The organism is Singulisphaera chitinilytica (genome assembly GCF_049331405.1).
In the GTDB taxonomy this organism is placed as follows: domain Bacteria; phylum Planctomycetota; class Planctomycetia; order Isosphaerales; family Isosphaeraceae; genus PoT.
The window spans coordinates 528,577-548,815 of sequence record NZ_CP186274.1 but is presented as its reverse complement, the minus strand read 5'-3'; the positions used below and the strand labels follow the sequence as shown (position 1 = coordinate 548,815).

Annotated in this window: 14 protein-coding genes; 7 read left to right on the top strand and 7 right to left on the bottom strand. The window is 66.2% G+C overall.

Translation table 11 applies throughout. The features are described 5' to 3' along the window. The first annotated feature begins 18 nt into the window (after positions 1-18). Positions 19-2,472 (top strand): ATP-binding protein, encoded by a 2,454-nt coding sequence (locus ACOYYX_RS01930; RefSeq protein ID WP_422928250.1) that lies wholly within the window; start codon positions 19-21, stop codon positions 2,470-2,472. A 385-nt stretch (positions 2,473-2,857) separates the two neighbouring features. Then, positions 2,858-3,880, top strand: coding sequence for a DUF1559 domain-containing protein (locus ACOYYX_RS01925; protein WP_422928249.1), 1,023 nt, complete (start codon positions 2,858-2,860; stop codon positions 3,878-3,880). 102 nt (positions 3,881-3,982) lie between these two features. Here ACOYYX_RS01925 and ACOYYX_RS01920 read toward each other — a convergent pair whose 3' ends face one another. Continuing rightward, complete coding sequence (locus tag ACOYYX_RS01920) at positions 3,983-6,169, bottom strand: hypothetical protein (protein WP_422928248.1); 2,187 nt, start codon at positions 6,167-6,169, stop codon at positions 3,983-3,985. Positions 6,170-6,804: 635 nt separating this feature from the next. On the opposite strand from ACOYYX_RS01920, the gene ACOYYX_RS01915 reads away from it, so the two are divergent. After that, on the top strand, positions 6,805-8,220 hold the full coding sequence (locus ACOYYX_RS01915) for a mechanosensitive ion channel family protein (RefSeq protein ID WP_422928247.1): 1,416 nt from the start codon (positions 6,805-6,807) through the stop codon (positions 8,218-8,220). Here ACOYYX_RS01915 and ACOYYX_RS01910 read toward each other — a convergent pair whose 3' ends face one another. Further along, the gene (locus ACOYYX_RS01910) at positions 8,221-10,131 is read right to left on the bottom strand and encodes an ABC transporter permease (protein WP_422928246.1); all 1,911 of its coding nucleotides are present in this window, start codon (positions 10,129-10,131) and stop codon (positions 8,221-8,223) included. It lies immediately after the preceding gene. A 283-nt stretch (positions 10,132-10,414) separates the two neighbouring features. On the opposite strand from ACOYYX_RS01910, the gene ACOYYX_RS01905 reads away from it, so the two are divergent. From ACOYYX_RS01905 to ACOYYX_RS01895, 3 genes are all read left to right on the top strand, one after another. Then, the gene (locus tag ACOYYX_RS01905) at positions 10,415-11,617 is read left to right on the top strand and encodes an anhydro-N-acetylmuramic acid kinase (RefSeq protein ID WP_422928245.1); all 1,203 of its coding nucleotides are present in this window, start codon (positions 10,415-10,417) and stop codon (positions 11,615-11,617) included. A gap of 328 nt (positions 11,618-11,945) precedes the next feature. Further along, positions 11,946-12,461 carry a type II secretion system protein gene (locus tag ACOYYX_RS01900; RefSeq protein ID WP_422928244.1) on the top strand — a complete coding sequence of 172 codons (516 nt, stop codon included), beginning with the start codon at positions 11,946-11,948 and terminating at the stop codon, positions 12,459-12,461. Between the two features lie 131 nt (positions 12,462-12,592). Then, on the top strand, positions 12,593-13,216 hold the full coding sequence (locus tag ACOYYX_RS01895; protein ID WP_422928243.1) for a hypothetical protein: 624 nt from the start codon (positions 12,593-12,595) through the stop codon (positions 13,214-13,216). Positions 13,217-13,436: 220 nt separating this feature from the next. Here ACOYYX_RS01895 and ACOYYX_RS01890 read toward each other — a convergent pair whose 3' ends face one another. From ACOYYX_RS01890 to ACOYYX_RS01880, 3 genes are all read right to left on the bottom strand, one after another. Beyond that, positions 13,437-14,678, bottom strand: a complete 1,242-nt coding sequence (locus tag ACOYYX_RS01890; RefSeq protein WP_422928242.1) for an ExbD/TolR family protein — start codon at positions 14,676-14,678, stop codon at positions 13,437-13,439. A gap of 220 nt (positions 14,679-14,898) precedes the next feature. Beyond that, on the bottom strand, positions 14,899-15,333 hold the full coding sequence (locus ACOYYX_RS01885; protein WP_422928241.1) for an ExbD/TolR family protein: 435 nt from the start codon (positions 15,331-15,333) through the stop codon (positions 14,899-14,901). A 96-nt stretch (positions 15,334-15,429) separates the two neighbouring features. Next, on the bottom strand, positions 15,430-16,116 hold the full coding sequence (locus tag ACOYYX_RS01880) for a MotA/TolQ/ExbB proton channel family protein (RefSeq protein ID WP_422928240.1): 687 nt from the start codon (positions 16,114-16,116) through the stop codon (positions 15,430-15,432). Between the two features lie 249 nt (positions 16,117-16,365). On the opposite strand from ACOYYX_RS01880, the gene ACOYYX_RS01875 reads away from it, so the two are divergent. Beyond that, positions 16,366-17,199, top strand: a complete 834-nt coding sequence (locus ACOYYX_RS01875) for a response regulator (protein WP_422928239.1) — start codon at positions 16,366-16,368, stop codon at positions 17,197-17,199. 122 nt (positions 17,200-17,321) lie between these two features. Here ACOYYX_RS01875 and eno read toward each other — a convergent pair whose 3' ends face one another. Together eno and ACOYYX_RS01865 are read right to left on the bottom strand one after the other, a co-directional pair. Then, positions 17,322-18,596: a phosphopyruvate hydratase gene (gene eno / locus ACOYYX_RS01870; RefSeq protein WP_422928238.1), complete on the bottom strand. Its 1,275-nt coding sequence runs from the start codon at positions 18,594-18,596 to the stop codon at positions 17,322-17,324. Between the two features lie 825 nt (positions 18,597-19,421). Next, positions 19,422-20,177, bottom strand: coding sequence for a serine aminopeptidase domain-containing protein (locus ACOYYX_RS01865; protein ID WP_422928237.1), 756 nt, complete (start codon positions 20,175-20,177; stop codon positions 19,422-19,424). Positions 20,178-20,239: the final 62 nt, after the last annotated feature.

Genomic DNA, 20,239 nt, shown 5'->3' with positions numbered 1-20,239 from the left:
ACCATTCGTCGCACGATCATGATCGATTTCGAACAGCTCGGGCTTTTCTACCTCGGCCGGACCTACGACCTTGCAAAGAAGCTGCCGGGGAACGACCTCGTCCTCTACGACTCGCGAGACCTGGTGACGCACGCCGTCTGCGTGGGGATGACGGGAAGCGGCAAGACCGGCCTGTGCATCAGCCTGCTCGAAGAAGCGATCATCGACCACATCCCGGCCATCGCCATCGACCCCAAGGGGGATCTCGCGAATCTCCTGCTGACATTCCCGCAGCTCCGCGGCGAGGACTTCGCCCCGTGGGTCGACGAGGGGGAGGCCAAGCGGGCGGGGCTCACCCCGGAGGCGTTCGCCGAGCAGCAGGCCGAGCTCTGGAAGAAGGGGCTGGCGGAGTGGGGCGAGGACGGCGAGCGGATCGCCAGGCTCCGCGAGAGCGGCGAGTTCCGCGTCTATACTCCCGGCAGCCGCATGGGCCTTCCTCTCTCGATCCTGAAGTCGTTCGATGCGCCGTCCCCGGCGGTCCTCGACGACCCCGAGGCCCTCGGCGAGCGGGTCGTCGCCACGGCCAGCAGCCTGCTCGGTATGCTCGGCAAGGACGCCGACCCGGTGCAGAGCCGCGAGCACATCCTGATCGCGACGATCCTCACCGACGCCTGGAAGGCCGGCAACTCCGTCGACATCCCCGCGCTCATCCACCTGATCCAGAAGCCGCCGTTCAACCGGGTCGGGGTGATCGACGTCGACAGCTTCTTCCCCCCCAAGGACCGCTTCGCGCTGGCGCAGCAGCTCAACAACCTGCTGGCCTCCCCCGGCTTCGAGGCCTGGCTCGATGGCGAGCCGCTCGACATCGACGCGATGCTCTATTCCCCCGAGGGCAAGCCGCGGCTCTCGATCGTCTCGGTCGCACACCTGGACGACTCCCAGCGGATGTTCTTCGTCACGCTCCTGCTGGACCGGGTGCTCTCATGGGCCAGGAGCCAGCCGGGCACGGGCAGCCTGCGTGCCTTGCTCTACATGGATGAGATCTTCGGCTACTTCCCGCCGGTGGCGAATCCGCCCTCCAAGCGTCCGCTCCTGACCTTGCTCAAGCAGGCCAGGGCGTACGGCCTCGGGATCGTCCTGGCGACGCAGAACCCGGCCGACCTCGACTACAAGGGGCTCTCCAACACGGGCACCTGGTTCATCGGCCGGCTCCAGACCGACCGCGACAAGCTCCGGGTGCTCGACGGGCTCGAAGGGGCGGCGACTTCGCAGTCGGCGCAGTTCGACCGACAGGAGATGGATCACATCCTCTCGGGCCTGGGCAAGCGCGTCTTCCTGATGCACAACGTCCACGAAGACCAGCCGGTGATCTTCCAGGTGCGCTGGGCCCTCTCGTATCTGCGAGGCCCCCTGACCCGGCAGCAGATCAAGCAGTTGATGGACCCCGTCCGGGCGGCCTCGGATGCCCAGAAGCCCTCGCTGACAACACCAAAGGTCTCCTCCGACCTTGCATCAACGGCCTCGACCCCGCCCGGCGGCGCATCGTCGACGGAGGCAACCGAATCGCAGAGGCCCCTGCTCCCGCCCGAGATTCCGCAATACTTCGGCCCCACAAGCGGCAAGGGCCCGCTCGTCTATCGGCCGATGCTGTTTGGCTCTGGCGAAGTCTATTACAGCGACACCAAGTCGGGGGCCTCCACCACCCGCTCCGTCTCGCTCCTGGCGACATTCTCGGATGACGCCGTCGGCATCGACTGGAGTGCCGCCAGCCGCGTCAACATCGGTGTGGACGACCTCGAGAAGGAGCCCGCCTCGGTGGCCGCCTACGAATCGCCCCCGCCCGCGGCGGCCAAGATGAAGAGTTACACCGCCTGGGCCAAATCCTTCGCGAATGAGCTCTTCCGCAACGAGCCCCTCGAGCTCTGGAAATCCACGAGCCTCGGCGAGGTCTCCAAACCCGGCGAGACCGAGCGCGACTTCCGCCTGCGCCTGCAGCAAGGGGCCAAGGAGGCCCGCGACGCGGAGCTAGACAAGCTCCGGACCAAATATGCCCCCAAGGTCTCCGCGCTCAAGGACAAGATCCGTCGCGCCGAGCAGGTCGTCGACCGCGAGGCCGAGCGGCTCCGCACGTCGGGCGTCTCGAGCATCATCAGCATCGGCGGCTCGATCCTCGACGCCGTCGTGGGCCGCAAGCGGTCCAGTTCGTCGACGATCACGAAGGCCGGGTCCGCCGCCAATCAGGCGATGAAAAAATCCGACGACCTCGCCCGAGCCCGCGAAAATCTCGGGGCCCTCTACGAGCAGCAGGGCGAGCTCGAAGCGCAATTCCGAGCCGACTCCGACAAGGTCATGCTCAAGATCGATCCCCTCACCGAGCCCCTCGAGACCCTCGCCATCCGCCCCAAGAAGGCCAACGTCACCACCAAGCTCGTCGCCCTCGTCTGGATCCCGCTCCAATCCCGGCCCGACGGCACCATAACACCCGCCATCTGACCCGCCCCCGGCATCAAGCCCCAAAGGGAGATGGCCATGTTCATCTCCAGAAATCTCAAGATTCCTGCGCGATTCGAGCCGCCGGCCATCCACCTCAACTTGTGATCTCAGATGGCTTTGGGCAGTTTGTGAACGAACCGAGAAGGCCGTTCATCTCTTATTCATTTGGCGCTTAAGCCGCCACAGGGGAAACTCTGTCTCGCCCACTGAATAATTCACCAGAATAGATATTCAAACAAGATCGCCTCCCCCCCTTATCGCGATCGAAAACCGAGTCCCAGGCAACCGCGCCGCTCCTCCTTCGTTGAGGCTGCGACGGCGGCAGGCGTCCGGGATCCGCACGGCCATTCGAGCCTCTTGATTTTGGAGAGGGAAGGACGCATCCATGTTTGCCAATCGTCGTCGTGGTTTCACCCTGATCGAGCTCCTGGTGGTGATCGCGATCATCGCCGTGCTGATCGCCCTGCTCTTGCCCGCCGTGCAGTCGGCGCGCGAGGCCGCCAGGCGGATGCAGTGCACCAACAACCTGAAGCAGCTCGGGCTGGCGATGCACAACTACCATAGTTCCATCGGCTCGTTCCCCATCGGCCGGATGGGCGAGAATTACACTTACCCCAAATACATCACCTCGAACCTGAACCGGCGCACCTGGGCCTTCAGCATCCTGGCCTACATCGAGCAGGGCAACGTGTTTCAGGCGGCGAACTTCTGCGTCTCCTACTACGAGGCGCCCAATACCACGGTGCTCCGCACGCAGGTCGCGACCTTCCATTGCCCGACGGATCCGAATACCAACATCATGGAGCTGGGCTCGCCGCAGGCGGGCATCTCGAGCAAGGAGCGTTACAAGGGGAATTACATGGTGAACTGGGGCAATACCCACTTCAACCAGCTCGACACCGCCAACGGCAAGGGTGGGGTCCACTGGAACTACCCCGACCCCTTCGTCGGCCCGCTCGGGGACACGGTCTATTTCGGCGGGGCTCCCTTCGGCGGGAACGTCTCCAAATCGGTGGCGAATATCGTCGACGGCACGAGCAATACGCTGCTGATGGCCGAGGTCATCATCGGCATGGATAAGTCGGACAACTCGACCGAGGACCTCCGCGGCGACTTCTACAATGACGACCAGTGCGGCGCGACCTTCATGGCCTACACCGCGCCGAACTCCACCATCCCCGACCGCCTCGGCTATTGTACTTACCCCCTCGGCGTGAACCCTCCCTGCCAGGGGGTCAACACCAAGACGGCGACCTTCGTCGCGGCCAGGAGCCTCCACCCCGGCGGCGTGAATGCCCTCCTCGCCGACGGCAGCGTCCGGTTTTTCAAGAACTCCATCAGCCTTCCGATCTGGCGAGCCCTATCGACCACCATGGGGGGCGAGGTCGTCTCGTCCGACTCCTTCTGACGTCGGACCGATATGACAGAGTGCAACAACTAGGGACCGCCGGCCTCCTTCGGGGAGACTGGCGGTCCCTGTTACATTAGCACGGATCACTACAACCAGGGCTCAGGGGGCCTGCCCCTGGAGTTGGGCCCGGTAGTTGTAGCGGTCGTTGGGTGCAACATCGCCATTGAGCGTGAAGTCGGACCAATCGCCGGTCTGCTGCACGTTGTCGGCCCACTTGAAGTCGAGCGTGGCAGGCAGCTTGGCGAGGCCGAGCGCCTCGAGGGGGATCGACAGCTCGAGTTCGTTGCCCTCCGCCTTGAACGGGATCTCGACGGGGGAGCCCCACTTGTACTCGTTGCCGATGTTGCGCCCGACCGTGGTCCGCGACGGGTCGACGACCTTGCGGTTGATCACGACGTCATAGCCGAGCCAGCCGGTCTTCGGGTTCTGGTCGGTGTCGACGTAGAGGAGCATCCAGTTGGGGTCGCTTGAGTTGGTCAAGGGCTTGTGGGTTTTGGCGTAGAAGGAGACGTGCTTGTCGTCGAAGCTGGCCTTGGCCGACACGATGTCGTTGCGCCCGGTCTTGTTCACATAACGAAGCGTCGTCCCCCAGCCCTTGTGGTCGCGGTTCGCCGGGTCTCCGACGGTGTCGCGAAACTCGGGGCCGACCTCGCGCCAGTCCTCGAATTTCCCGTCGACCACGACGGGGCGAGGTGTGACGGGGGCCACGGCGCGGGCCCCCTTGAAGCGTCGGATGTTGGCAATCATCTGGTAATAGTAATTGTCGCCGTGGCCGCCGAGCATCGGCTCGATGTCGCGGCTGAACTCCTGGTCGAACTCGTCGACGAAGGTGACGGGCCCGGTGCCGTGCAGGGGCATGTTGGCGGGGCTGAAGCGGCCGGCGATCCACTCGTTCCAGTTGGTGACGAAGACGAAGGCCGGGTCGATCTCCAGCGCCCGCTTCCACTGCTCGGCGAAATTGAGCCCGGTGGTGTCCCGCCCTTCGAGGCCGGGCTCCTTGCCGTCGTGGAAGCTCCGCCCGTGGGCCTTGGGATAGGTGAAGACGCTGAGCTTGCCCTCGGCCGCATTCTGGCCGATGCCGACCGCCACCTCCTCGGGCACCCCCTTCGTCTTGTAGAAGGCGTGCTGGGGATAGACCTCGAGCCAGCCCCACTGCTCGGGGCCGGTCGGGCCGACGAAGTAGTCGGGCTGCGGCTTGCGGAAGGTGAAGAACTCGCGGATCTTGTCGACACGCTCGTTGCTCGTGTCGATCTTGAGGGTCCGCTCGCCGGTCGTCTCGGCGCCGTCGGCCAGGGCCATCGAGTTCTCGGCCTTGCCCCGGCGCGAGTCGCTCCACCAGCCGACCTTGCCCTTGCCGTCCGACATCTCCAACTCGTAGTCGCCGGCCTCGAGCAACTTGTCATGCTCCAGCTTCACCCAGTCGTTGTCGCTGAGGTTCTCGAACCGCTTGGACGCGACCTTCTCGCGCTTCACCCCGCGGCGGTAGAGGGTCAGCGTCACGGCCGACTCCCGGCTTTCCCAGGTCGGAGCCGCGGCGGAGACCGCGCGGAAGGTTTGGTCGACGCGGAAGGTCTGGGCCAGGGTGTGGCCGGGGACCAGTTCGACCGGCATTTTCCTCCGCCCGAGTTCGATCCCGCCGCCGAGCAGATTGGGGTCGGCCAGGATCAGCGGCTTGCCTTCCCAGCGGAACCAGAGGTCGGGGTAGAGGTTGGGGCCGTAGAGGTCGTCCCAGAGCTCGTTCACGACCTTCTTGGGATCCCAGAAGGGGGTGAGGAAGGCGATCTGCGGGACGCGGTTCCCCTCGCGCTTCATCTGGTCGAAGACCTTGCAGAGGGCCCGCCAGCTCTTGGGATACGTGACCTGATTCGTGACGTCGAAGACGATCATGTCGACGTCGGCATCGGCGAGCATCTGGGCATGCTTGCGCAAGACCCCCTCGTCGTCGGAGACGTAGTAGCCGAAGAGCGACTCGCCCCAGTGGTGCGGGTATCCCTCGCCGGCCCACAGCGGGCTCTTCGGGTTCTGGAGCGCGGTCGGGTCCTTCGCGAGGATCTTGGTGATGTCGAAGGGCCCTTCCTCGCCGTGCTGCCCGAGCCAGAGGAAGTAGAAGACGCCGACGAACTTGTCCTTCCGCGGCGCCCCCACGTCCTTCGAGCCCGGGAGGCTCCGGCCGAGGGAGTCGGTCGCCACCCAGGTGTCGCTCTCGAGGTCGCGAGGGCCATCGGCCAGCGCACCCGCCGTCGCCGAGGAGGCGAGGCCGAAGGCCAGCCATGCGGCCAGCCTCAATCTCTTGGTCTTTGTGTTTGGGATCATGGAGAGGTAGGCCTGCAATTGGAGGAGGCGGGGGGAAGCCTGTAGGTGAAAGTCGGGCCGAGGTCGGCCAATCCCCACAGCATTCCCGAGATCGGGAGCCCCGTCAACCGTGCGGTCGCCCCCGGTCCCCTGCCCCCGGCGGCGGGCCCATCTCGCCCATCCCGCCCACGGCGCCGTCATTCATTCACGAAAATGAACATGATCCCAAGATCAAGCGACGCGACCTCCTGGGTCTTCCCGCTGGCCTGCTCATGAAACCATAGTCGCAAACAAACGACATGATCCAATCCTGCGCGATCTCCGCGTTTCGCGCAATCGGCCGGATATCGGGGCAGCCGAGTCCGATCCCATTCGGAATCAAGGGCGAGATGGTCTGCGATTTGCAATTCGCGTAGGGCGAGGCGTAGAGGGCACGGAGAGCCCTCGCGCGACTTTGGGACGAGACTGCTTTTGATTTAGCGAATCGACACGATGGAGGACCGATGGGCAATTTAAGATCAATCAGGCAAAATCCCCCCGGTGCAATTGTCGGGCTTATTGTACTGATCCTCGCTGTATCACATGCTCAACCGGGCCAGGCACAGATCCAGATCCCTGGCCTGCCGGCCATGCCGAAACCAGCCGAACCGGCCCCGAAGAAGGCGGCGGACGCCGACGCCTCGGGCGAGCCGCACGCGGGGGTCGCCGCGCCCGCGGGGCCGATCACCGTCGAGAAGACGGTGGACGACGAGGCCTTGCGCGGGACCCTGGTGCAGCTCCTGCCCCAGTACCCGGGCGTACGCCACGTCGACATCCGGGTCCGGAGCGGCGTCGTCACCCTGGAAGGACAGGCCGAGGACGACGACACCTGCGACGAGATCACCGCCTTCGCCCGCAAGGTCGAAGGGGTCAGGCTCGTGCTCAACCGTATGAAGACCGATGCGCAGGTGATGTCCGGGACCCAACTGGCCGCCAAGGTGCTGCGGGATTTCGGCGCGACCGTTTCCCAGAAATGGCTCCTGGTGGTGCTCGCCATCGGGATCATCTTCGCCTCGTTCGGGCTGGCGCGCCTTTTCGGGGCCAACTCCGAGGTGCTGCTCGCCCCATTCGTGTCTAACGTCTTGCTGCGGGCGGTTTTGGGCTCGATATTGAGTTCCCTGCTGATCATCGGCGGGTTCATGATCGGGCTCACGATCCTGAACCTGACGCATGCCGTGCTCTCGATCCTGGGGCTGGCGGGCGTCGTCGGCTTGGCGGTCGGCTTCGCCTTCCGCGACATCGCCGAGAACTTCATCGCCTCGATCCTGCTGGGCGTGCGCAGGCCGTTCCGGATCGGCGACTACATCCAGGTAGCCGGGCAGGCGGGCGTGGTCCTCTCGCTCAACACGAGGGCGACCGTGCTGGTCACGCTCGAGGGGAACCACATCCGGATCCCGAACGCCATCATCTACAAGGAGATCCTGGTCAACTCGTCGGCCTCGTCCAGCTCCCGGAGCAACTTCGACATCCTGATCCCCTATGAGGTCTCGACGGCCAAGGCGATCGAGGCGATCTCGTCCGCCCTGCACGACCAGGAGGGGATCCTCTCCGACCCGCCGCCCAAGGTGCTGGTCGACGGGCTCGAGGTGAATGGCGTGAGGATCAAGGCTTATTACTGGATCCCGGTCCAGGGCGTGGACGGGATGAGGCTCCAGAGCGACACCAAGCTCCGGGCCAAGGTCGCCTTGCAGCAGGCGAAGATCACGCCGCCGCCGGCGAACATGTCGGTCTCGATCCTGGGTCGTGTCCCCATCGACATCGCGCGAGCCGCGCCTAGCTCTCGCCTAGAGTCGGCGGTGCGCCCGAGCAACGTCGTGACCTCCGCGCAGGCCGAGGCCAACCTCCGCAAGGACACGAGGGCCGCCGAGGCCGCGGCAGCGACGCTCCAGGACGGAGAAGCGACCCCCGCCGAGCACGCGCTCAACCAGGCCATGGCCCACGTCAGCGAGGAAGGTACGAACCTGCTCACCAACGGCACGGTCGACACCCCCGCGCCCGCGAGTTGATCAGGGCTTCAGCGGCAAGGCCGCCGTCGCCAGGGCCCGAACGGTCCCGGCCGCCCGCGCTTCGCCCGCCCGTTTCGGGCGGACCGGGCGGCCGACCGCCGCGTCGAACTGACGGATCCCCGCCCTCATGAACGCAACCCCGCCCCCCACCTGCGCGAAGAGCCCCACCACGTAGGCCAGAACGACCCGACCCGCCCCGTCGACCGTCTCCACGCCCAGGGAGCCGAGCTCGGGGAACTTCCCCGAAGTCGCCATGTTCCTCACATCATCATAGGAGGCCAGGCAGAGCATCATCCGGAAGGGCACGGAGAGGCCTCCCCAGAGCACGGAGGTCATCGAGAGCGCGGGGACTCGCAGCATGAGGGCGCTGAAGACCAGGATGATGACGGGGATCAAGGCCCAGGTACTCGCCTGATTGAGGTCTCGCCCCCGGAGCGAGCAGTACGTCCCGAAGGCCGCCAGGAACCAGCTTGCCGCGATCAGCTCGAACGAGGCGAGCACGAAGCCGACCGGATGAATCGCCCCGGTGGCGAGGCCGGTCGCCCAGAACGCCAGCAAGAGGGCCGCCAGCCATCGGATCCGCCAGATGGCCGAGGCGAACTTCGCCCTGAGGATCGCCCTGCCGCCGAGCGGCGTGGCGATCAGGCCGAGCCAGGTGTCCTTGATCCGCTCGACGGCGATCCCCTCGGCCGCGAACCCGGCCAGGGCGAGGGCGTAGCACATTCCGATCAGCCCCGTGACCTGGCGGATCAGGGCGTTGAACTCGAGCCGAGCCGTCCCGGGCGCGGGGCCCGACCTCCCGCGGACGAGGGCCGACCCGATCGGGCTGATGGCGTAATCCGGCGACCTCAAGGAGCTCGGGCCGTAGCCGTCGAGGCGAAGCTCCCGGAAGGCCGGCTCGGCGAACCAGTAGGTCAGGAAGATGAAGCTCCCCACCGCCAGGACGTTGCAGGCCTGCCCGAGGATCCGCTCGGCCGCCCCCGCGCCCCGGGTCATGTACCGCTCCCGCCAGAAGATGGGGTCATCGCCGCAGGGGGGCCAGCGTCGCCGTCGCCGTTGCCGCCCGAGCCGCCGCCAGTAACTCAGGATCTCGCCGTCATACACCGCGCGACAGGCGGGGCGGAGCCTGGCCACCGCCCAGGCGATCAGCAAGACTCCGCCGATGAACTCCCCGGCGATCATCCGGATGATCTGATCGACCAGGTCGCGACGGCGCAGGAGACCGATGATGTTGGCGAAGACGCCGAGCGGGCCCGAGTCGAGCAAGACAAGCGCAGGATCGACGACCCAACGCCCCAGGATCGGCCAGGCCTTGGGCAGGATGAACGCGGCCAGGAACGGGAGCATAATCCAGCCGAAGGCCAGGACCCCCGAGATGTGGATGGCCGAGCGGCGATTCGAGGCGCCGATCGACGCCGCCATCGCCAGTGCCGCCATCGCGAACATCGTCGCGAGCATGCCGAGATAAGCCCAGCCCACCAATCTCGGGTCGATACCCCCGAGCGGGATCATCGCCACGATCAGAGGGAAGGCCACGAGGAATCCCGAGACGTGCTTCAAGAGCCCGGCACAAAGGGTCCCCAGCACGATCTCCAGGCTCGATAACCTCGTGGCGACGAGGGCGTCGATCGTCTTCCGCTCGCGCTCGGCGGCGATCAGCGGGGCGACCTCGCCGAGGATCAGGATCATGGTCGCCCAGACCTGGACCAGGATGACCGCCGCGAAGGCGATCAGGCAGAACCTGGCCCGGCCCGCCAGGGAGTCCCTGTCGGCGCCGCTCCATCCCCAGGCGGCCGCGTTCACCGCCAGGATCGCCAGCACCGTGAGCGCCGAAGCCGACCGCGCCGCGTACGTCCCCCAGCGCCTCGACGACGAGATCAGCTCGCGGCGGATGATGGGCCCGAACGACATGAGACGCATCCTGCCAGGGAAGTGACAATTGTCGTGTATCCGATCATTAGATACGGGATCGCCGGGCCAGACAAGTCGGCGGCCCCTTGTCCTTGAAGCGTGGAGATGGCATTCGCCCGGGGGTGTCGCCGTCGCTCGCCACGGTTGATAGCATGGCGGAGGTTGATCCGACCCGGTACGCGCCCGCGCGGCCTTCGCGAATGCCCCGGGCGCCTGCCGTCCCCTCCTCCCCCAAGAGGGCGTCACGACGATCGAAAACCGAGCCCGACGAGGACCTTCGTTGATGAACCCGATCCTGCGGAAGCTCATGGACGCCGGCGCCAGGCCCGAGCGGGTCATACTCGGCCTGATCTCGGGGACGAGCGCCGACTCGATCGCCGTGGCGATCTGCCGGATCAGGGGGGGCGGCGTCCCCGGCCCCGGGCGCACCGGCGCGGCGGTCGAACTCATTCACGAGCACGATCATCCTTATGACCCACACGTGAAGCTCCAGGTCCTCCGCGCCGGGGATTTGAAGACGCGCGAAGTCGCCGAGCTGAACGTCCGGGTCGGCGAATTATTCGCCGAGGCCTGCCTGGCCGCCATCGCCGCAGCCGGGCTCTCGCCGAACGACGTGGACCTGATCGGCTCGCACGGCCAGACGCTCTACCACCACAGCTCGATCCCGGGCGCTCCCCGGGCGACGCTCCAGGTCGGCGACGGCGACGAGATCGCCGAGCGGACGGGGATTACGGTCGTCTCCGACTTCCGCACGCGAGACGTCGCCGCCGGCGGCGAGGGGGCGCCCCTCACCGCCTTCACCGACACGATCCTGTTCGCCCCTCGCGACGGGGAGACGACGAGGCGGGTGATCCTGAACCTCGGCGGCATCGCCAACGTCACCATCCTGGATTCGGATCCCGAGCATGTCTACGGGTTCGACACCGGGCCGGCGAACGCCCTGCTCGACCGCCTCGCGATCCGGATCTCCGGCGGGGCGCTCGCCTGCGACCTCGACGGCCGGATCGCGAGGAGCGGGACGATCCGGGAGCCCCTGCTCGAGTCGCTCCTGCGAGACGACCCCTTCCTGTCGAGGAAGCCCCCCAAGTCGACCGGCTTCGAAATGTACGGCGATGCGTTCCTCGACCGGGCTATCGCACTCCACGGCCATGCCGATGCGGACCTGATGGCGACCTTGACCGAGTTCACCGCGCGCACGATCACGCTGGCCCTGCGCCAGTTCACCCCGGCGGGAGGCGTGGACGAGCTCGTCGTCGCGGGCGGGGGCGTGCGCAATCCAGCACTCCTCGATCGCATCAAGTCGAATGCATTTCCTATCCGGGTGCGCCTCTCCGATGAGTTGGGGGTCCCCATCTCGGCGCGCGAGGCCATGGGGTTCGCCGTCCTGGCCCACGAAGCCCTCCTCGGCCACCCCACATCCCTGCCGAGCGTGACCGGCGCCAGGCGCGCAGCGACCCTGGGAAAGTGGTCGTACGCCTCATCTTGAGGCGCACCCGTACGAGGCACGAATAAACTTGGGACATCCTTCGCGGAGTTGTCGCTGTAATCAGGTGTCAGAAGGACGGCGTCGTCCGACTGGCAACATCCCAGGGCCCAGAGCCGCTCACACGGTTCCGGGACATCCCCGCCCATGAGGCGGTCCGGAGGTCGCTCCGGACCTAGCCGTGGGTTGGCACCGAAGAGTTTAAGTCGGGGCGAGGCCTGGCTTTCGTCCCGATTTTGTGCCGACCAGGACAGCCTCGTTCTTCGTCCTCGAAAATAACGCCCCGATCGCGCCATGACCGCGCATGGCCGATCCTAGGGAGGGTCAACGCATGCGCACCGATGTAAAGATCCGTCAACGACGTTTTGGATTCACACTGATTGAGCTGTTAGTCGTGATCTCGATCATCGGCCTGCTGATCGGCCTGCTGCTGCCGGCCGTGCAGAACGCCCGCAACACGGCGAGCCGCACCCAGTGCATGTCGCAGCTCAAGCAGATCGGCCTGGCGCTCAATATGTACATGGACCTGAACCGAGACTACCTGCCTTATGCCGCCCAGATGCCGACGCTCTCGCCCCAGCTGCCGGCCTTGACCACGGCCATCGGCCAGTTCATCGAGCAAAACGATGGCGTATTCCACTGCCCGGTGGACAACAAATACTTCAAGGATCAGAGGATCAGCTACGAGTACTCGTCGTCACTCCTGGGCAAGACCCGGCTCCAGTTGACCAGGACCAAGCCCAGCGACAAGGTGCTCGTCCTCTACGACTTCGACCCCTTCCACGGGCCGATCGGCCCCAAGTCGCGCAACGGCCTGTACCTCGACGGCCACGCCGAACCCTATTGATCTCACCCGCTCACCGACCCGACGCGTCCCAGCGGAAATACCCGGCGACTCGATAAGAAGGCGACACCGGCTCCCCGTGATTGCTATCGATCCCCGGGCGAAGCCCGATCACTCGCGGAGAGGATATCCTCATGACGACCAAGACGAAGCGCCGCATTCTCAAGGCAGGAACCACGCTGCTGGTGATGGTAGGCCTGATCTTCGCCTATCGGAGCTACGCGGCCGCCTCTCGCGTCGCGGAGTTCGAGAAGCTCGCCAACGAGATGCGCAACCTGCCGCCGGAGCAACGCAAGGGCGCGTCGGAGAAGATGCGCAACGCCATGAGCAAGCTCACCCGCGACGAGCGCCGCGAGGTCTTCGAGCGGGGCGAGCAGAACCGGCTCAAGGAATTCTTCAAGCTCTCCGAGAAGGAGAAGAACGCTTATCTCGACAACTTGATCAAGCGTGAACTCGAATGGCGCAAGAACCGTCAGGCCGCCGCGAAGAAGGCGAACACATCGAAGGGCGCCACCAAGACCGCGAACAACGGCAATAACGGCGGCCGAGGTGGCCCGGGTGGCGGCCAGGGCGGCGGCAACAACGGCCAGGGCGGCGGCCGCCAGAACATGTCCCCCGAGCAGCGGGCCCAGGCCCGGCGGCAGCAGCTCGACCAGACGTCCCCCGAGTCGCGCGGGATGCGGGCGGCCTTCCGCACGGCCATGCAGCAACGCCGCCAGCAGCTCGGCCTGCCCGCCGGCGGCGGACGAGGCCGCTGAGATCAGCCCAAGCGCCTGGCCCGACCGAAACCCTGCTCGGTGGGCCGATGGAATGATCCGGGAAACGAGCCCGGCCGCGATCCCTTCATCGCGGCCGGGCTCGTTTCGATCATGACGCTCATCGCGCCCCTCGGCCGGGCTCGGCCAGGGCATGCGCTTCAGATCGGTTTGAATCAACGCGCAGAGGCCAATCGATCCTTCGTCATGACAACATGGAGGATCAAGGGGCGGCCGCCTTCTTGGCGGCCGCCGGTGTTGCGGCGGGCCTGGGGCCCGAGTCCGGGGAGGACGGGCGGGCGATCGCGATGCCGAGGCCGATCTCGTTCGCGGCGTCGTAGGCCATGACCGCGTTGCGGTGCGGCGTGGCGAAGTCGGCAGAGAGGAGCATCGCCGATCGCTTGGTGGTGGCCCTGGCGGTGCGGAGGCGCTCGACCACGGCGTTCATGTTGCTGTCGACCGGCTCGCGGTCGATCTTGATCGTGCCGACGGGGTCGATCTCCACGAGGATATAGTCGTCCTTGAGGTCATCCATCGTCCGCGAACGCCCCTGGGCGGCGGCCGCCGCGGGGCTGTCGGGGTTCGGCTTGGGGACCTCGAGGCTCTTGTACATGACGGTCGTCGCCGTCACGAGGAAGAAGAGCACGAGTTGGAAGGCGACGTCGACCATCGCCGCCAGGTCGAGCTCCTCGACGCGCTCCGGGCCGCCACGGGCGAGCGTGAACTCGGCGGCCTCCTCGTCGTCGTCATGCGGGTCGAACTCCTGGCCGAGCTCCGGCACGTATTCCGGATGCCTCGCATCCGGGATCGGGGCTGTGACGACCATGGCGAGGAGGCTGCTGTCCTCGTCGGGCTTCATGTCGGCGATGACCTCGTCATCATCATCGACGTCGGCGAATTGCAGTTCGTCCTCGAGGTCCTCGCGCCCGAACTCCTCGGAACTCAGGTGGAAGTCGGAGGCGAACTCCTCCATCGAGTCGTCGATGATCCCGTGGCTCTCGATATCGTCTTGCTCGGGCTCAAGGTCCCCGGACTCCTCGGGCGGGACCGGCGCGGCGGGGGGCGTCGCCTTCTCGAGGTTCGGTGGAGTGCGAGGAGGCTTCGGCACCGCGGGAGCCGGCGGTGGGACGGGCGGCGGCGTGGGCTCGGGGGTCGGCGGCGTCACGGGAGGCGTCGGCACCACCGGAGGCGTGGGCGGGAACGGATCCTGCTCGAATTCCTCGGTCTGTGCCAGCGACGAAGTGGGCACTCGCTCGACGGTGGCGGGCCAGGGTCCCTGCTCGGTGTCGGGCTCGACCAAGTCGGGGAAGTCGGCGATCCGGGTCCAGGGGACGGTGGTGCCGGCGGGTCGGATCAGATCGTCATCACGGAGTTCGCCGTCGCGCAAACCCTGACGCACGGCGTCGGAGCTCAGACCCCGCACGACCTCCAGCCGCTCAGAATGGAACACGTCCCAGGTCGCCAAGGTCGTCTCGCCTCCGTCGTCGCTCTCGGTTCGATAGGGCCCGCGATGCCGAGCCCTCGTTGCTCAAAATGCCGGCGGCCTTCTCGCCTGGCGCATCATTTTTGATCGATCGCCCTGGCCCGACGATCGACCCCGCCCCGCCGCCAACGGCCCCAGTCCCGGCGACGTGGCCAAGTTTTTTCCTTCGCAGGTCCGTCGCGGCGGGTTCGAAACCCAGGGCTCAGCGCTCGGGTTCCTGGACGCCGATGTGGAGCGTGACCCCTTCCATCTCGGTGACGGTCGCGGCCAGTTTCAGGACCTCGCCGTGCGGCACGGCCCCGTCGGCCTGGAGCACGACCTTGCGGCGGCCTTCCCTCACGCCGTCGGCGACCGCCTTGCGCACCTGATCGAGGCTGGCCGGCGCCCCCTTGCCGTCGTTGCCGATCAGGACCCGGGGCTCGGCGCCCGGCCCTGCTGGCTTCAGAAGAGTCAGGAAGGTCGCTGACGACTCATCGACACCCACGCCATGCCGGGCCGGCGGGATGTCCACCTTCTCCCCGCCGGTCAACTGCATGGAAAAGAGCATAAACGTCATCAACTGGAAGACGACGTCCACCATCGGCGTCATGTCGATGTGCTCGTCGCGCTCTTCGGAGACCTGGCGGCGGAGGAGCATGCTGGACCCCGGTCAGAGAATTTCCACGAGTGGCATCTTTATTCCCGAACTCGCGCAGGCAAGGTCTCGAGACCGAACGATCTCGGGTTTCCACGCTCAGCGCGGCAAGACGGCCCGGGACGATCGCTGGCCGTGCCCGGGCCGCTGCGACGGGCTCTCGACCTCCTCGAGGATCTCGAGGAAGTCCTGGAGCTGGCGTTCGGTCTGGTCGCGGAGCTTCCGCAGCCTGGCGTGGATGTCATTCGCCAGGATCATCATCGGCGTGGCGATGAGGAGGCCCGCACCCGTCGCCCAGAGGGCCAGGCTGATGTCCTGGGCGAGGGCCTGAGAGTTCACCTTCTCCGCGCCGCCGATGCGCCCGAAGGCCCCGATCATACTGGCGACCGTACCGAGAAGGCCCAGGAGGGGACCCATCCGGACGATGGTCGCCAGCGAGGCCAGGCGGTTCTCCATCCCGGCGATCACCTCGGTGTGGAATTCCATCACCAGGATCTGCTTGATCTTGGAAATCCCCTTGTCCCGATTCTTGAGAGCCACGGCGACGAGCTGGGCCAGGGCCGAATGCCAGTAGGGAGGCCCCTGACACATCGCGATAGCGGCATCAATTTTGCTCGCCTGTGTGAAATCTCGTACCTGTTGCAGGAAAATTGCCGGCTGGTTCAGGGCTTTTTTCGAGAGACTGCGATAGAGCAGGATCGCATTATAGAAGCCCCAGACCGCCAGCAAGGCCAGGGCGCCATAGATGACATAGCCGAAGGCGTCGATAATTTTCGTAATTTGCATGAGACGGTTCTCAGGCGAACGAAACGGATCGGAAAGGTCGAGTGGAGAACCCCATCGATGAAGGGCCGAGCTTTCCGAAAGGGGCCAAGGACTGCACCCGATTATCCCGTGACTGCTCCCAATCTCGCAAGGGTGGTGCGATCGGGCGAAGTCCAACGCCTTGCCAGTAGCCCCCTCGCGCGAGAGAATACCGTCAGAGGCTCCGTCGGGCGCGAACTAGATCGCCGTCATCCCGTTGAGTGTTTGCCCATGCCGCGTACCGTGCTGATCGTCGACGATGAGCGCGACACCAACGATATCCTGGCCCACCTGGCCCGGGCCCGAGACTTCGAGCCGATCCAGATCTTCACGGGTGCCCAGGTCGCCGCCGCCGTCCGCGAGCACTCGCCGAGCCTGATCCTGCTCGACCTGATGCTTCCCGATATCGATGGTTTCGAGGTCTGCGACCGCCTCAAGCGGGACCGCGAGACGAACCTGATCCCGATCATCATGGTCACCGCGCTCCACGACGCGAAGCACCGGGCCGCCGGCGTCCGCGTCGGGGCGAATGACTACCTCGCCAAGCCCTTCTCGCCCGAGCAGCTTTTCGTGGCGATGGAGAAGGCCATGGCCTGGCGGCACGAGCACGAGACGCGCGGGACCGCCGGCGAGATCCGGTTCGACGTCCGCAGCGAGGCGAGCTACCTCCAGCAGGCCAACGACATGCTGGCCGACTTCTACGCCCACACCCCCCTGACGGAACGCCAGATCAAGGATCTGAGGCAGGCCGTCATGGAGATGGGGGGCAACGCCATCGAGTGGGGCCACCGCAAGAACGCCGAGCTCGTCCTGCAGATCACCTATCGGATCGACCCCGACTCGATCACCCTGATCATCAAGGACCAGGGGCCCGGCTTCAACCCGCTCGAGATCCCGCACGCCGCCTCGGAAGAAGATCCGATCGGGCACCTCGACATCCGCAACGATCTCGGCATCCGCGAAGGAGGCTTCGGGATCATGCTCGCCAAGGGCCTGGTCGACGAATTCCGCTACAACGATCTGGGTAACGAAGTGACCCTGATCAAGCGCTTCGAGAAGAAGTAAGCGGCCCGGCCGGACGATCGACAAGAATCCCTGCGGCACCAAAGCGAAAAAGGGGGCCGGATCAAGCGATCCGGCCCCCTTTCTGTTCTACCGGCCGTCGGCCCAGGTGAGCCGCAATGCGCTCACTTGCCGAAGCGGGCGCTGGCGCCGAGCTCTTCCTCGATGCGGAGGAGCTGGTTGTACTTGGCGATGCGGTCGGAGCGCGAGGCGCTGCCGGTCTTGATCTGGCCGGCGTTGGTGGCGACGGCGATGTCAGCGATCGTCGAGTCCTCGGTCTCGCCCGAGCGGTGGCTGATCACCGCGGAGTAGCGATTCCGCTGGGCCAGCTCGATGGCCTCGAAGGTCTCGGTCAGGGAGCCGATCTGGTTCACCTTGACGAGGATGCTGTTGGCGATGCCGTCGTCGATCCCCTTCTGGAGCCGCTTCGTGTTGGTGACGAAGAGGTCGTCGCCGACGAGCTGGACGTCCTTGCCGATGGCCTCGGTGAGGAGCTTCCAACCCTGCCAGTCGTCCTCGGCGCAACCGTCCTCGATCGAGCGGATCGGGAACTGGCGGGCCCACGAGGCGAGGAATTCGACCATCTGCTCGGGGGTCTTCTTGGGCTGCTTGTCGTTCTCGAGGGTGTAGACCCCGTCCTTGAAGAACTCGGTCGAGGCGACGTCGAGGGCGAGGAAGACGTCCTTGCCCGCGCTGTAGCCGGCCTTCTCGATGGCCTGGAGGATGACCTCGATGGCCTCTTCGTTGCTCTTCAGGTTGGGGGCGAAGCCGCCCTCGTCGCCGACCGCCGTATTCAGGCCTTTGCCCTTCAGCACGGCCTTCAGGCTGTGGAAGATCTCGGTGCCGCAGCGGAGCGCCTCGCGGAAGCTCGGGGCGCCCGAGGGCATGACCATGAATTCCTGGACGTCGACGTTGTTGTCCGCGTGCGCGCCGCCGTTGAGGATGTTCATCATCGGCACGGGCAGGACGCGGGCGTTGGCGCCGCCGAGGTAGCGGTAGAGCGGCAGGCCGTGGGCCAGGGCGGCGGCCTTGGCGGCGGCGAGCGAGACGCCGAGGATCGCGTTGGCGCCGAGCTTGCCCTTGTTCTCGGTCCCGTCGGCGGCGAGCAGGGCGCGGTCGAGCCCGACCTGGTCGCTCGGATCCAGGCCGATGACGGCCTTGGAGAGCACCTCGTTGACGTTGGCGACGGCCTTGGTCACCCCCTTGCCGAGATAACGCTTCTTGTCGCCGTCGCGGAGTTCGACGGCCTCGTGGGCCCCGGTGCTGGCGCCCGAGGGGACCGCGGCTCGGCCGATCTTGCCGTCGGCCAGGACGACGTCCACTTCAACGGTCGGGTTACCTCGGCTGTCGAGGATCTCGCGGCCGCGGACCGCGGCGATCGGGGCGGGGTGGGTGCTCATCGGTGCCTGATTACTCCATCCAAGAGAAATGTCGTGGCCACGTTCGTTCGTACGGGGACGTTCCCCCGGCTCATTCCCCCCGCCTCCTAGGGCGAGAGGCTGCCCCTTGTCCTATCAGTTTCCGAGGCCCGAGGTCAAGCGGCACGGGCCCCCAAACTCTCGAAGGATGCCGATCCGCTTCGACGTGACGCGATCCGGGGCCCTCCGAGGGCAGCGCGAGGCCACGACCACGGCCGAGCCGCGGGGCTCGACATGGCGGCTGCGAGGCTCGACGATTCGACGCGAAGATGAGGTCCCGAGGTCGCACCCCCGAGGCCTTGTCATCCGTCGCCGGGGATGAATCCGAGGCCTCGAAGATCCGGCCCTCGGACATCCACAGGACGCCCTTTGTTCATTTCAAGACATCTCGACCCGAAGAGCCAGAGATGAGGTTGGGTGCCCGGCGAGGCCGGGATTTCAGGCGCGTGGCGACCTCCCCTTTCCGGGTGGAAGGGCGAAGTTAGCGAGTTTCTCTTTGTGAGAAAGGCGGAGGCCGCCGCGCGTTGAAACTCACGGTGCCAGTTCTTGAGGATGCTCCCCCGGGTCGGGAGAGCGTCCGGGCCGGAGCCCTCGCAAGGCTGCGGCCCCAACGCTCTCGATTCGACTCGGGAACATAGTCTTTCGCAATTTCGAGCGATCCTCTGTCCCAATCGGGGTCCGACCAACTTGCCTGGAAGAAGATGAGGAGGGGGAAGTTCCAGGCTCCGTGTCGTTTGGAAGGTCTTACCGTCCCCGGGCCATAAGGTTATCGGCGCGGGGAGGGGCCATCTTGACCCTCTCCCTAATTCAACAATGGGGGGCGTCCGCCACCCGCAACAGCGGCACGACGTACTTCTTGAGAAAGGCCGGGCTGTCCGGCCCGACGTGCCCCCCGAGGTACCCGGTCGAGGCCATCCGGGGCCTCCAGCGGACCTGCCGGAGCTTGGCGTAACGGGCCCTGCCCGCCTCATCCAGGCCCTTCGGGATCCGGAACCCGACCATCCCCGCGCTCACCGATCGCCGCCGGTCGATCGTGCCGAAGAGGCTCGTCCCCAGGCCGAGCACCACCACGTCCAGCGGCGACCAGAAGACCGTGACGTCCCGCCTGACGGCCAGCAAGGCCCTCGAGAGGTCGTACCTCGGCGAGAGGGCGGGAGCCAGCAGGACGACGGCCTCGACGGCATCCTCGGGCAGGTGCTCGAGCGCCTTGACGACCAGGCCCGTCCCCCCCGACTTGCCGACGAGGAAGACGGGACGCCCCGGATGCTCGGCCCGGTAGGCGATCACCGCCTCGACGATCTCCTTTGCCCGGCGGTCCCGATTCTTGACGTTCGTCAAGTCGGCGTGCCAGCGGCCGAAGCCGTGGCCCCAGTTGACCACGCGCACGTCCATCGGCAGCCGCAAGGCCCCCATGACGTAGCGCAGGCCCGTCCCGCAGAGGTCGAGGCCGCCGACGCCGTCGGCGACCAGCACCAGGCCTTCGCCCTTCCCGTTGAACGAGAGGTCCGGCGGCTCGCCGTAGACCCTGCGGAAGGCCCCCTTGAGCATGGTCGAGTACAGCATGAGTCCCGATCAGATCCTCGGAGCCTGGGTATTCGGGCGGTCGCCGGTCGAGTCGCCCGACG

What these genes read in the sequence shown, in the direction of transcription:
- ACOYYX_RS01900 (WP_422928244.1), top strand. Translation starts at nt 11,946, where the DNA reads ATGCGCACCGATGTAAAGATCCGTCAACGACGTTTTGGATTCACACTG.
- ACOYYX_RS01930 (WP_422928250.1), top strand. Translation starts at nt 19, where the DNA reads ATGATCGATTTCGAACAGCTCGGGCTTTTCTACCTCGGCCGGACCTAC.
- ACOYYX_RS01910 (WP_422928246.1), bottom strand. Translation starts at nt 10,131, where the DNA reads ATGTCGTTCGGGCCCATCATCCGCCGCGAGCTGATCTCGTCGTCGAGG.
- ACOYYX_RS01905 (WP_422928245.1), top strand. Translation starts at nt 10,415, where the DNA reads ATGAACCCGATCCTGCGGAAGCTCATGGACGCCGGCGCCAGGCCCGAG.
- ACOYYX_RS01865 (WP_422928237.1), bottom strand. Translation starts at nt 20,177, where the DNA reads ATGCTGTACTCGACCATGCTCAAGGGGGCCTTCCGCAGGGTCTACGGC.
- ACOYYX_RS01875 (WP_422928239.1), top strand. Translation starts at nt 16,366, where the DNA reads ATGCCGCGTACCGTGCTGATCGTCGACGATGAGCGCGACACCAACGAT.
- ACOYYX_RS01925 (WP_422928249.1), top strand. Translation starts at nt 2,858, where the DNA reads ATGTTTGCCAATCGTCGTCGTGGTTTCACCCTGATCGAGCTCCTGGTG.
- eno (WP_422928238.1), bottom strand. Translation starts at nt 18,596, where the DNA reads ATGAGCACCCACCCCGCCCCGATCGCCGCGGTCCGCGGCCGCGAGATC.
- ACOYYX_RS01885 (WP_422928241.1), bottom strand. Translation starts at nt 15,333, where the DNA reads ATGCTCCTCCGCCGCCAGGTCTCCGAAGAGCGCGACGAGCACATCGAC.
- ACOYYX_RS01895 (WP_422928243.1), top strand. Translation starts at nt 12,593, where the DNA reads ATGACGACCAAGACGAAGCGCCGCATTCTCAAGGCAGGAACCACGCTG.
- ACOYYX_RS01880 (WP_422928240.1), bottom strand. Translation starts at nt 16,116, where the DNA reads ATGCAAATTACGAAAATTATCGACGCCTTCGGCTATGTCATCTATGGC.
- ACOYYX_RS01915 (WP_422928247.1), top strand. Translation starts at nt 6,805, where the DNA reads ATGCCGAAACCAGCCGAACCGGCCCCGAAGAAGGCGGCGGACGCCGAC.